The organism is Providencia sp. PROV201 (assembly GCF_028479545.1).
GTDB classification, from domain to species: domain Bacteria; phylum Pseudomonadota; class Gammaproteobacteria; order Enterobacterales; family Enterobacteriaceae; genus Providencia; species Providencia huaxiensis.
Map to the genome: position 1 here is coordinate 1 of NZ_JAMPNW010000009.1, position 13,873 is coordinate 13,873.

9 protein-coding genes are annotated in these 13,873 nt (G+C 40.5%); 4 read left to right on the forward strand and 5 right to left on the reverse strand.

The annotated features are described in order from the left end of the window. Positions 1 to 90: 90 nt before the first annotated feature. Complete coding sequence (gene chiP / locus PR809_RS09205; protein ID WP_102138469.1) at positions 91 to 1,488, reverse strand: chitoporin ChiP; 1,398 nt, start codon at positions 1,486 to 1,488, stop codon at positions 91 to 93. Positions 1,489 to 2,023: 535 nt separating this feature from the next. Next, positions 2,024 to 3,067 carry an L-asparaginase 2 gene (gene ansB, locus PR809_RS09210; RefSeq protein ID WP_206276910.1) on the reverse strand — a complete coding sequence of 348 codons (1,044 nt, stop codon included), beginning with the start codon at positions 3,065 to 3,067 and terminating at the stop codon, positions 2,024 to 2,026. A gap of 194 nt (positions 3,068 to 3,261) precedes the next feature. On the opposite strand from ansB, the gene ycaO reads away from it, so the two are divergent. After that, complete coding sequence (ycaO, locus tag PR809_RS09215; RefSeq protein WP_206276909.1) at positions 3,262 to 5,016, forward strand: 30S ribosomal protein S12 methylthiotransferase accessory factor YcaO; 1,755 nt, start codon at positions 3,262 to 3,264, stop codon at positions 5,014 to 5,016. A 67-nt stretch (positions 5,017 to 5,083) separates the two neighbouring features. Here ycaO and PR809_RS09220 read toward each other — a convergent pair whose 3' ends face one another. Genes PR809_RS09220 through PR809_RS09230 form a run of 3 tightly spaced genes read right to left on the reverse strand, consistent with a single transcriptional unit; the run spans position 5,084 to position 8,963 of the window. Then, positions 5,084 to 6,679, reverse strand: coding sequence for a UxaA family hydrolase (locus PR809_RS09220; protein WP_206276908.1), 1,596 nt, complete (start codon positions 6,677 to 6,679; stop codon positions 5,084 to 5,086). A gap of 25 nt (positions 6,680 to 6,704) precedes the next feature. Then, a complete protein-coding gene (locus tag PR809_RS09225) occupies positions 6,705 to 8,018 on the reverse strand; it encodes an MFS transporter (RefSeq protein WP_102138465.1) in 1,314 nt (437 codons plus the stop codon). A gap of 51 nt (positions 8,019 to 8,069) precedes the next feature. Continuing rightward, on the reverse strand, positions 8,070 to 8,963 hold the full coding sequence (locus PR809_RS09230) for a dihydrodipicolinate synthase family protein (protein ID WP_166184650.1): 894 nt from the start codon (positions 8,961 to 8,963) through the stop codon (positions 8,070 to 8,072). Positions 8,964 to 9,308: 345 nt separating this feature from the next. Between PR809_RS09230 and PR809_RS09235 the strand changes: the two genes are divergently transcribed. The 3 genes from PR809_RS09235 to pflB all read left to right on the forward strand — a co-directional run bounded on the left by PR809_RS09235 (position 9,309) and on the right by pflB (position 13,755). Further along, positions 9,309 to 10,082, forward strand: a complete 774-nt coding sequence (locus PR809_RS09235; protein WP_102138463.1) for an IclR family transcriptional regulator — start codon at positions 9,309 to 9,311, stop codon at positions 10,080 to 10,082. Positions 10,083 to 10,544: 462 nt separating this feature from the next. Then, the gene (gene focA / locus PR809_RS09240; protein ID WP_166184656.1) at positions 10,545 to 11,402 is read left to right on the forward strand and encodes a formate transporter FocA; all 858 of its coding nucleotides are present in this window, start codon (positions 10,545 to 10,547) and stop codon (positions 11,400 to 11,402) included. Between the two features lie 70 nt (positions 11,403 to 11,472). After that, positions 11,473 to 13,755: a formate C-acetyltransferase gene (pflB, locus tag PR809_RS09245; protein ID WP_102138461.1), complete on the forward strand. Its 2,283-nt coding sequence runs from the start codon at positions 11,473 to 11,475 to the stop codon at positions 13,753 to 13,755. Positions 13,756 to 13,873 lie beyond the last annotated feature (118 nt).

The following is a 13,873-nucleotide window of genomic DNA, read 5'->3' on the forward strand; positions in this document are numbered from 1 at the left end:
ACATTCATTATTAAAAATATAAGGTAATACCCTTTAATGACTGCCATGGTTTCCCCTATAGCAGTCATTGTGACTAAAATGTTTTATACTTTAAAATACAGTAAATGGCATCATCACCATAAATTTAATATCTTTTTCATCTTGGAAGATATTTCCGTAACCACCGCCATAGCTCGGAATATCTGTATGGTTATCATATTTGGTAAAATGCAGTTTAAACAACGTATCTTTCGCTCTACCTGACTGTACGGTATATAAAATATCAAAGTTCCATGCACTTTCTTTCAAACGTACATCTTGAGCATATTGGCTATTCGTACTTGGTTTTGCATCCCATCCATAAATATATGAGGTTCCGACCTTCCATCCGGCTAAATCCCAATTTTTTAAATCATACATGACACCTGCCATTACTGCTTTTTCATTATTAGCATTCCAGTCTGAACGGCCATCCCACCAAATATCCATACGGCCATTTGATGTTGCCCAGCCAGGGGTCATACGCTGTAGGAAATAACCTTGATTGCCTTTAGCTTTTACATAGGTTCCCTCAACTTTAAAATCAAATTCATCGTAGGTGTAACCTAATGTCATCGCTTGCAACCAAGCTAAACCGTCATAAACATCGTTAACTCCGCCGTCTGAAACCTTGTCTTTTGCTCCATAAAATTGATAAGACATACGTAAGTCACGGCCTACAACAGGAGTAGCATAGGAAACCTTGGCAAAATATTGATCCATATAACTTTTAGCTTGCCCATATGCACCTTCAAGGACTAGATTGTTTTTAAAGTCATATTTAAAGCCAATTGAGTGTAAATAGCTGATCCCAGTTTTACCATCCGCTTCACGAAAGTCATACATACTACGGTACCAAGGCGCTTTATAGCGGTCGGTCCACATATAAGACATGCTGAGTTCACCATTTTGCTCAAAATCAAACACCCCACCCAGCTCTAATCCGCGGTATGTTCCAGGCATATAACTCCAATGGGATGCTAAAAGCGTTTGCCCCGTTGGCTGAATATAGCCGCCTCTCCCCCAGAAAGGGCCATATTTCAATTTTGCAGCAGCCTTATAAAAAGTCACACCACTGCGATCCCCTGTCCATTTTTCATCCCAACGTGATTTCGCATCACTAAAGCCGATTTCATTTGGCGCAGCAGGCCCACTATTTGATAGCTCAATAGCTGTAAAACCGGCTAAATCAAGCCCAATGATGTCCTGGAAGTAGCCGGATGAGAAATCTAGGCTGGCATTAAACGTTGAGTGTTTAAGATTATCCGCATATTTTTTATATTTATCGCTATTTGGGTCTAAATCCTTACGTGAACGATCTCGTTGCCAGTAGTAAAGGCCACCAGTAAGTTTTGAATCTTCAAGAAATTGCTCCGCATGCATAATTGGCTGGTAACCAATAGGAAGCATCGCTATTGCAATTTTTAAGACGAGCAATTTCCTGCCAGTATTGACATTTTTATTAACCATTCTTGTATTCCTCTAATATTTTTTAATTTTATTTTTCGGCCGAAATACGATTTAACTTTCCATTTAAATCTAAATATTCACAATGAGTTATGCCTCTTGCGATGTATTTAGCCTATTTTTTGCAACGCGAATTATCAACACAGATACAGGCTTTGTTGCCAAAATATGATCAACGGCACATTAATTTTAATTAACTGCCATTATCACCGGTGATGACCTTACTAAAAATAAAATTTAATATATTGATAAATATGAAAAATAATGAAGAGAAACACATTCGGTGGGGCTTAAGATAAAATCTGTAAATTAACCCTTTGGACCTTAATTTTTGCTGTTTGATAAGAATTCTCTAATTTCTATCACCACATTGACCTAATTGTCTTAAAAAAAATCAGATATTGAGTGAAATGCTTAGGATAAATGTTGTTATGCTGAAAAATAACATACATAAATATGAAATTTCTTAGCAACAATAAAACTAACGGGGTACAGGCTACTGCACCCCGCTGTATTGAATTAACACTTGTTTTGATAATTAATATTTTTCAAATAATGCCTGAATTTGCTGGGGATCTTTAGTCTGGGTTAAGGCTAATTGCAGCAATACACGCGCTTTTTGCGGGTTCAACCTTTCTGAAGCTACAAAACCATATAAATTGTCATCTACTTCAGCATTTCTTGTTGTATAACCTGTTGGTACACGGCTTGAACGAACGACAACCACGTCTTCTTTCGCTGCTTTTGCTAAAGCGTCAAATACCACTTTATACATATTACCGTTACCCACACCTGCGCTTACAATTCCTTCAACCCCTTCTTCTCTCAAGGCTTTCACAGGAGCTGCTGATGCATTCGCATAATTATAAACGATACCTACCGCAGGGAGCTTTTCGAGTTTGCTTACATCAAATGCCGCTTTGTCACCACGTGGTTGTGGTGCTTGGAAATAGGTGACTTTACCATCATGAATAAAACCTTCTGCCCCACTATTAACGGCATCAAATGCCTGTACTTCAGTGGTGCTCATTTTCATCACATTACGGCCTTGCACGACTTTATCGTTCATTGCCATCAAAACACCACGCTCTCCAGCAGACTTATCCGTCGCTAAAACTACTGCATTATACAGGTTCAAAGGACCATCAGCGCCCAAAGCTGTTGAAGGACGCATTGCACCAACCAAGACAATTGGCTTTTTACATTGCGTGGTTAAATCAAGGAAAAATGCCGTTTCTTCTAAAGTATCAGTACCATGAGTGATTACAAAACCATCTGTTTTATCGCAATCTTGGTTAATTTTTTTCGCCAGTGTCAGCCAGACTTGGTCATTCATATCTTGTGAACCAATATTCACCAACTGCTCACCACTTAAATTGGCAATTTTTTTGGTTTCTGGCACGGCATTAATTAAAGCATCAATCCCGACTTTACCCGCTTGATAACTGGAAGATGTGGCTGAATCACCGCCACCTGCTATCGTTCCCCCTGTCGCCAATACCGTAATATTCGGTTGAGCGATAGCAGATACGGCAAACAGTGAAACCAATGTCGCTAAAAGCGCTTTATTTCTGTTTTTCATCCTATTTTCCTTTCATTAATAAACTTCAGTTATTATGTGGAATTATGCTGAATTTTATGTGACCTATACAATTATTTTAGGATAAATAATGAATTTTAAGATGATTTATCTGTGAATAAATAAAAAGCGTGAGGCTTACGACAAAAATCCGTATCATAGGCCGTTTGAAACACTCTATTCACAAGTGACTGACAATGAGCCAAACTTTTATTCCCGGCAAAGATGCCGCTCTTGAAGATTCCATCGATGCATTTCAAACCAAATTAAAGAAATTAGGGTTTGATATTGAAGAAGCCTCTTGGTTAAACCCTGTTCCCAACGTTTGGTCTGTACATATTCGCGATAAAGCGTGCCCGCTTTGCTTCACTAATGGTAAAGGGGCGAGCAAAAAAGCCGCATTAGCCTCAGCGCTTGGTGAGTATTTTGAGCGTTTATCAACGAATTACTTCTTTGCGGACTTTTACCTCGGTAAATCTATCGCTGAAGGGGATTTTGTTCATTATCCTAATGAAAAATGGTTCCCATTAACCGAAGATGACAGTTTACCTGAAGGGCTATTAGACAATCGTTTGATTAAGTTTTATGACCCCGACAACGCCTTAGCCGCTAGCCAATTAATTGACTTACAGTCCGGCAATGAAGAACGTGGTATCTGCGCTCTGCCATTTACCCGCCAATCAGACAACCAAACCGTGTACATTCCAATGAATATCGTTGGCAACCTATATGTTTCTAACGGAATGTCTGCGGGAAATACCGCCAACGAAGCCCGTGTACAAGGCCTTTCCGAAGTCTTTGAACGCTTTGTAAAAAATAAAATCATTGCTGAAAGTATTAGCTTACCGGCTATCCCTGCTGACGTCATGGCACGCTACCCTGCAGTAGTTGAAGCCGTTGAAACCTTAGAAAAAGAAGGTTTTCCAATTTTCTGTTATGACGCATCACTGGGCGGCCAATACCCTGTAATTTGTGTGGTATTATTTAACCCACAGAACGGGACTTGTTTTGCCTCATTTGGTGCTCATCCTGACTTTGGTGTTGCCCTTGAGCGTACCGTCACCGAATTGCTGCAAGGCCGTGGCTTAAAAGACCTCGATGTGTTTAATGCGCCGACCTTTGATGACGAGGAAGTGGCTGAACACACAAACCTTGAAACACACTTTATTGATTCAAGCGGTTTAATTAGCTGGGATTTGTTTAAAGATGATGCCGATTATGCCTTTGCAGATTGGAGCTTTAAAGGCACAACTCAAGAGGAATTTGCAACACTTATCAGTATTTTCAATACATTAGATGCTGAAGTCTATATTGCAGATTATAACCATTTGGGTGTCTACGCTTGCCGTATTTTAGTCCCGGGTATGTCTGATATTTACCCAGTAGAAGATTTACATATCGCAAATAACGCGATGGGCGCTTATTTACGCGACACCATTATCAACCTGCCTGATAGCCAATGGGAAAAACAAGATTATCTTGCCCTTATCGAGCAACTAGATGATGACGGTTTAGATGATTTTACCCGTGTTCGTGAATTACTCGGTTTGGCTGTAGGTAAAGACAATGGGTGGAGTAACCTGCGCATTGGCGAGCTAAAATCTATGTTGGCACTGGCGGGTGGTGATCTTGAGCAAGCACTGGCTTGGGTTGAATGGACGCAAGACTTCAATAGTTCGGTATTTACTGCTGAGCGGGCAAATTATTATCGTTGCTTGCAAACCCTGTTGTTGTTATCCCAAGAAGAAGAGCGTGACCCTGCGCAATACTACAACGCATTTGTACGTATGTATGGGCAAGAAGCAGTAGATGCGGCATCCGCTGCTATCGCTGGGGAAGCATGCTTTTATGGTTTGTGGTCGATTGACGAAGAACTGAAAACACTTCCTGCGCACCAAGCCTTGCTGGCAGCTTATGAAAAACTGCAAAAAGCAAAGCGTGACAATGCATAATGTGAATTGATTCGTTGACGGGGAGATCACCCCGTCAACATTTTTACATTTTATTGGTTTATATTAATTATAAATCCAATGAACGTTTCCATAATAAGAAATCAAACTGCTCTAGCCGATCCGCTTGGACCTGATAGTCACCACTTGCCGTTTCAATCACCCGTTCAAATAACCCTTTACTTATTGTAGGTAATGGAACCCCATCAATAATTGGCCCACAATCATAATCAATCATGTCTGACAAACGTGTTGCAATTGCGCTATTGGTCGATATTTTTAAAACTGGCACAATCGGGTTCCCTGTGGGAGTTCCGAGGCCTGTTGAAAAAATAACCACATTGCAGCCTGCAGCAACAAGGCCAGTGACCGCATCAACATCATTACCCGGCGTGCAAACTAATGATAACCCGCTGTCTGGCATTGGCTCCGCATAGTCGCATACCGCACTAATTGGTGAGGTTCCACCCTTTTTAGCCGCTCCCGTCGATTTAATCGCGTCGGTTATTAATCCGTCCGCAACATTGCCGGGACTCGGATTATCAGCAATCGTAGTATTAAAGAAATTCGCTGTTTTTTCATAACATTCCATCAAGTCTAAGAATTTTTTCTTATCCTCAAAAGAGATGCATCGCTTCACCATATCCCCTTCTGCACCACACAATTCAGGGAATTCAGCTAACCCAGATGCGCCCCCCAACGTGACGAGCCAATCAGAGACTAGCCCCATCGCTGGATTACCCGAAATCCCAGAAAAACCGTCAGAAGCACCACATTTCACACCGAGTTTTAAATGGGACAACGGAACATCCATACGTGATTGCGGTATGACAGCCTTCATGCATTCATAAGTTTGCTTCAAAGCGGTTTGCATCATTTCTTCTTCGCTATTCCATTCTTGCTGGCGGAAGTAAAGTGCAGGTTTAGCAAAATTGGGGTTACGAGCGGTGAGTGACTCTTTAAACATTTTGCGCTGTGCTTTTTCACAGCCCAAACTGAAGACGGTAATACCGATGACATTGGGGTGATCCGCATAGGCAGCAAGCACATCACACATGGTCTTACTGTCAGAGGTCGCGCCACCGCAACCACTCGTGACCGTAATGCAGCGCACGCCTTCTATATGTGGGAATAATTTAGGTTTTGCGACGCCCCCTTGCTCACCCACAGTTAAATCTAATGCAAAGTTTTTCAAACTATTATTGGTATAGCCTAATGCTTCATTTAAGGCATCAGTAAGTTTTGTTACATTGCGGTTTTCACAAAATACTAATGGAAAGATCAGCCAGTAATTTGCGGTTCCCACTCGCCCATCCTCACGGACATAGCCTTTAAACGTGCGCCCTTGATATGCAGACACATCAGGGGCTTTCCACTCATATGGTACGTCTTGTTCTAAAGAAACTGGGACTGCGTAATGGCGAATATTATCAACGGTGATAACTTCTCCTTTTGCGATTGGCTTTGTGGCTTTTCCTACTGCGGTGCCATACATCGAAACAATGCCATCAATAGGTATCGCTTCCATCGCAAACTTATGTTTTGCTTTAACATCTGTCACTAGGGTCACGTCTTCATTTCCCCAGCGATAAGCCTCTCCTGCTTGCAGGTCTTTTAAGGCAACAATTAGGTTGTCGCTCTCATCGATTCTTAATATTTTTTGCATATCTCACCTTCCAGAAAGCATGCCATTAATGGGATGACAAAGCCTTTATGTTATTGTTGTGGGCGTTTTTTTTAAGTAATGCGATTAAGATGGCACAACCGACGGTGATCACCGCTAATGTCACGATACCTGCGGTATTGCTATTCATCATTTTATCGACTTCAACACGAATTATTGGTGCGAGGAATGAACAAAATGCCCCCATAGTGGTACAGAAACCAATTCCTGCCGCTAATGCAGGGCCGCTTAATAACTGAGGTGGAAACGTCCAAAATACTGGTTGAACGGATAAAAAGCCAACCGCGCTTAAACATAACGCCGCAATAGCAAAAACAGGGCTAGCAAATGCTGACAATGCCAAGCCTAATGCGGCAGCTAACATACACAAAACTGAGATTTCGATGCGACGGGTTGGATGGCGGTCGGCAAAACGAGGAATGTAATACACCCCAAATGCAGAACAAGCCCAAGGTATTGCAGCAACTAATGATTGTTTAAAGCCTAAACTTTCTCCCATTAAGGATGCAACTTGGGAAGGCAGAAAGAACATCAAACCATATACTGAAATTTGGATCGTGCCGTAAATCAGTGCAAGGTGCCAAACTTTGATATTTTTCAGTGCGGATGATACCGATGTGGTTTCCGTTTTTGCATTTTCTTTTGCTAATTGTTCTATTAGGGCCTTTTTCTCTTCTTCAGTTAAAAAACGCGCTTTTTCAGGGCTGTCATCCAAATAAAAGAAAGCAAAAATACCAATCACAACAGCAGGAAGGCCTTCAATAACAAACATCCAGAACCAACCCGGCCGACCTAACCAGCCATGCAATTCCAGTAATGCGCCTGATAATGGTGAGCCCAGCGTCAACGCCAAAGGTACGCCTAAAACGAAGATCCCAATTACAGAGCCGCGTACATTGTTGGGGAAATAAATGGAAGCTAATAATAGAATACCTGGATAAAACCCGGCTTCGCCCAACCCCAATAAGAAGCGTAAAATAATAAATTGCGTCTCATTGGTGACAAAACCTGTCATTGCAGACAGAACGCCCCAGATTACCGTGGTAATACTCAGCCATTTTTGTGCGCCAATTTTGTTTAAAATTAAGTTAGCGGGAATACCAAACAGCGCATATGCCGCAAAGAAAATACCTGCACCAAAAGCAAACGCAGAATCAGACAAACCAATGTCGACTTGCATTGCATCTTTAGCAAAACCCACATTGACCCGGTCAATGAATGCAACAAAATATAAAATAAACATCAGAGGTACTAAACGTTTCCACGATTTAGCTATCGCAGAATTTAAAACAGGATTGTTATAAGCTTTGATTGTCGCCATGATATTTTTCCCTGTTGATAAGATGTTCTATTGTGTTTGATTCAGGAAAAGTCAGAGTGGTGAATCAGCAAGGGTTAATAACTGCTGAAGTTGCTCAACCTGTTTATTGTTCAACCCAATAAATGGAGCTGTACAATAGTCTGAATTAATCACACCTTTTAGTTGCAACGCTTTTTTAAAGGTTGGGATAAATGGCGCATTGACACCATATATAGCCATCAATTGGTCTACTCGTTGTTGGTGTTTCGCTATTAACGCTAAATCACCTTGGGTAAACGCCTGCATCCATGATGCGAAAAATTGCGGAACAATATTTGAAAGCCCACCAATACAACCATTTCCTCCCGATAGCACCACATGAGCAAAGTTATTATCGTAACCTGCGTATACCTCAAAATGAGGCAAGCGTGATTTCACCGTTTCAATTACTTGGGCAGTATGAGTCGTATCAGGAATGGTATCTTTCAACCCGATGATATTGGGGTATTTATCCGCTAAACGTAGGCAAACATCTGGAGAGACAGAATAACCTGTTCGTTCAGGAAAGTTATAAATGAAAATGTTAGCAGATGTTTTTGCTGCTATCGTACTGTAAAAACGAAAAACACCTTCATCATCCAACGGAAAATAATATGGACTGATAATCATCACTCCATCAATTCCTTTTTCGTATGCGTAGTTAGCTAATTCAATCGACTCTTGCACATCAAGGCGGCTTGCCCCTGCATAAACACGCATTTCCTCCTTTGGATAACGACCACATAGGTCGATTAATGTTTTTGAGCTTTGCATATTGAGCGCAAAAAATTCCCCCGTGCTGCCCATAGTGACAAAACCAGAGACCTTGCCTTTCAATGAGTCATAAACACGTATGTTTTGTTCTGTATCCACTCGACCTTTGTCATCAAAAATGGTCACTACTGGCGTGATATAACGACTTTCCATACCGATAATCTCCTTGCTGATTATTGTTCATATATACAAACTGCATTCACAAATAAAAACAAACAACAAGAAATCATGAATTACTGATTGAGTCAAATTCATTCAATCCATATATAGTCCAAACATAACAATTTGATTAAAAAGGAATTTAAAGTGAGAAAATAGCCATTAAACTGGCTGGGAGTTGTTTTTTTTATTACTAAATTTTGAGCAAGCTCACGCCTTTTGGATGACTTTACCCATCATTAAGAATGACCAATTGAGACTAAAGGTATTTCTGAGATGATTTACATAGTGGTATTTTAAACCTAGAATAGCGACAAAATTAATCAGGGAGGTAGTTTAATGTCTACGGGGCACATGCCGACAATTCGGGTATTAGAAATACTGCAAGTTTTATCGGCTGAAAATACCGGGCTTTCTTTGACACAACTTTCTGATAAAACACAAATCTTAAAGGGGACGATTTATCCTATCTTAAAAACGTTGGTTGAACATCGATATATTAATTATGATGACAATAGCCAACTATATTATTTAGGTATCGCCTGCTCGCTCCTTTCCCGCTCATTTTTCGAAAAATCCTATTGGCTCAAAATGGTTCATCGGGAAATGGTACATATCGTAGATGAATGCAATGAAGTGTGCCAAATGGGGATTTTAGATGGTGCTGATGTGCTATACATTGATAAAGTTCAATCAGCGCAAAAAGTTCAATTAATCTCTAATATTGGTACTCGCTTACCTGCTATATATTCTGCACTGGGTAAGGCCATGATTTTCAATTACAGTGACCAGCAAATTTCCCAGCTTTACCCTTCGGGTTTTACCCCTTTAACTCAATACAGTGTGCAAACTCTAGCGGAACTACGCCAGCAACTTGATGACGTCAGAAAAAACAGCTATGCAATTGATAATAAAGAAATAAATGAAGAGACAACCTGTTATGCTGTCGCGTTACGTCAGCGGGATAAAATCATAGCAGCAATTAGCGTGTCTATCCCCACTTTCCGTATCAATGAGCAAAAAATCGATCAAGTCATCAAAATACTATTAACGAGCCGTGAACGCATCGAGCAAGAACTGAATACACTGGAAAATATTGAGTTTTATACCTAGCCATAACGATAAAAACGGATTACTTCATTAAGACATATCACTTTAATTCATAGATTAATTTATATGAATCTTTTATTATTTGCATAATTGTTAGATAAATATTGCAAAAAGACAGTTTAGCTAAGAAAGATATATCGGGATCCCCCCTAATTAAATAGGGTATTATGCAAACATAAGTTAAATTTTATGCCAAAGGGATCATATTCATGTTAAATAGTTAACATTTACGCGTATATTTTTACTTATTCTGATGCTTAAAATTGACTTTATAAAAATTTTTAATAAATTTTAAAAAATATTTTTATCATTAATTTCATTAGGTTACGCTTGATTTTAACATTGCATTAACCATTTTTACCTCTCTCTCTAGCGAGTTCATGATCCATATCAAATTTCCCATTTATCCCCTTTGTTACTATTATTGCGTGCTATAATTAATCAACTTTGTAAGAGAGTGTTGGTATGAAAGCTGACAACCCTTTTAATTTATTGCCACCAGCTGTAATGGCGCAAGTCGCGGATGATGCCTCTGTTTATAAGGCAAATAAACATCCTGCAATTACTTACTTGTCAGCATTCACTGCCGGTATTTTTATCTCTATTGCGTTTGTATTCTATATCACAGCAACAACTGGGGCAGCTGAAGCGCCTTATGGTTTCACTAAACTTATTGGCGGGATTTGTTTCTCCTTAGGTCTGATGTTAGTGGTTGTATGTGGCGCAGACCTTTTCACCTCCACCGTACTCACTATCGTCTCAAAAGCCACAGGTAGAATTACTTGGGGGCAAATGTTCCGCAACTGGTTTAATGTCTATATTGGTAACTTAATTGGTGCGTTATTCTTTGTTGCACTAATTTGGTTTGCAGGGCAATACACCGCAGCCAATGGCCAATGGGGGTTAAATGTATTACAAACCACCAGCCATAAATTACACCATACCTTTATTGAAGCTGTTGCATTAGGAATTTTAGCAAATTTAATGGTTTGCCTTGCGGTTTGGATGAGTTACTCCGGCCGTAGTTTAACTGATAAACTGGTCGTTTTAGTTTTACCTGTCGCGATGTTTGTGGCGAGCGGTTTTGAGCATAGTATCGCAAACATGTTCATGATCCCGTTAGGCATTATGATTAAAGAGTTCGCTCCTGCTGAATATTGGTCTCAAATAAATATGTCTCCAGACCAATTTTCACATCTAACGGTTGGTAATTTTATTACAGATAACTTAATTCCAGTCACTATCGGGAATATTATTGGCGGCGCGATTTTAGTCGGCCTCATTTATTGGTTTATGCATTTACGTAGTGGCCAAAAACACTAATAGCCACTGACACACACGAAAAGATTTATTAAGATCCCTAAAAGATCCATTGTTAAAAGGTAAAAGTATCATGTCCGAGTTAAATGAAAAATTCGCTTTAGCATGGCAAGGTTTTAACCAAGGTAACTGGCAGGACAACGTCGATGTACGTGACTTCATCCAGAAAAACTACACTCCATATGAAGGTGATGAATCTTTCTTAGCAGGCTCTACTCCAGCAACTGACAAGTTGTGGGATAAAGTCATGGAAGGGATCAAAATCGAAAACCGCACTCATGCGCCAGTTGATTTTGACACAGATGTCGCATCAACCATCACTTCCCATGATGCTGGTTATATTACTAAAGAATTAGAAACAATCGTTGGTTTACAAACTGATGCACCTCTGAAACGTGGTCTTATCCCGTTCGGTGGTATCAAAATGGTTGAAGGCTCATGTAAAGCATACGACCGTACTTTAGATCCAGAAATCAAAAAAATCTTCACTGAATACCGTAAAACTCACAACCAAGGTGTTTTCGACGTTTACACGCCAGACATCTTAAAATGCCGTAAATCAGGTATCTTAACGGGTCTGCCTGATGCATATGGTCGTGGTCGTATCATCGGTGACTACCGTCGTGTTGCACTGTACGGTATTGATTTCCTGATGAAAGACAAATTTAACCAATTCACCTCTTTGCAAGAAAGATTAGAAAAAGGTGAAGACTTACAAATGACTATCCAACTGCGCGAAGAAATTGCTGAACAGCACCGTGCATTGGGTCAAATGAAAGAAATGGCTGCAAAATACGGTTACGATATTTCTGCACCAGCAACAAACGCACAAGAAGCAGTACAGTGGACTTACTTCGGTTACTTAGCCGCTGTTAAATCACAAAACGGTGCTGCAATGTCATTTGGTCGTGTATCTACCTTCTTAGACGTGTATATCCAACGTGACTTAGAAGCAGGTAAAATCACCGAACAACAAGCGCAAGAACTGATTGACCACTTAGTCATGAAACTGCGTATGGTACGTTTCTTACGTACGCCTGAATACGATGAGCTGTTCTCTGGTGACCCAATCTGGGCAACTGAATCATTAGCGGGTATGGGCCTTGATGGTCGTACTCTGGTAACGAAAAGCACATTCCGTTTCCTGAACACACTGTATACCATGGGCCCATCTCCTGAGCCAAACATGACTATCCTGTGGTCAGAAAAACTGCCAATGAATTTCAAAAAATTCGCGGCGAAAGTGTCTATCGATACCTCATCAGTTCAGTATGAAAACGATGACTTGATGCGTCCAGATTTCGATAACGATGACTACGCAATTGCATGCTGTGTTAGCCCAATGATTGTTGGTAAACAAATGCAGTTCTTCGGTGCTCGCGCAAACTTAGCGAAAACCATGCTGTATACCATCAACGGTGGTGTTGATGAAAAACTGAAAATGCAAGTAGGTCCTAAACATGCGCCAATCATGGATGAAGTCTTAGATTTCGATACTGTGATGAACCAAATGGACCACTTCATGGACTGGTTAGCAACTCAGTACGTCACTGCACTGAACTGCATCCACTTTATGCATGACAAATATAGCTATGAAGCTTCACTGATGGCACTACATGACCGTGATGTTTACCGCACCATGGCTTGTGGTATCGCGGGTCTATCTGTTGCTGCTGACTCACTGTCTGCAATCAAATATGCGAAAGTTAAACCAATTCGTGATGAAGACGGTATCGCTATCGACTTCGAAATCGAAGGTGAATATCCACAATTTGGTAACAACGACTCTCGTGTAGATGATATCGCGTGTGACTTAGTTGAACGTTTCATGAAGAAAATTCAGAAACTGCCTACTTACCGTAACGCGGTACCAACTCAGTCAATCCTGACCATCACATCTAACGTTGTGTATGGTAAGAAAACAGGTAATACACCAGATGGTCGTCGTGCAGGTGCGCCATTCGGACCAGGTGCAAACCCAATGCATGGTCGTGACCAAAAAGGTGCGGTAGCTTCACTGACTTCTGTTGCTAAACTGCCATTTGCTTACGCGAAAGATGGTATTTCTTATACTTTCTCTATCGTACCAAATGCATTAGGTAAAGATGACGACGTTCGTAAAACTAACTTAGCGGGTCTGATGGATGGTTACTTCCACCACGAAGCGTCTATTGAAGGCGGCCAGCACCTAAACGTTAACGTTATGAACCGTGAAATGCTGTTAGATGCAATGGAAAACCCAGAGAAGTACCCACAACTGACTATCCGTGTATCTGGTTATGCTGTACGTTTCAACTCACTGACTAAAGAACAACAGCAAGACGTTATTACTCGTACTTTCACCAGTACAATGTAATAATTAGCTCATTAAAATAAAGTAAATTAAAGACCCCGCTTTACGGGGTCTTTTTATCTATACCAGCAACGATATTTTTCTCTAAATTTTGCGGTATGAAGGATATTTTGGAGTGCCT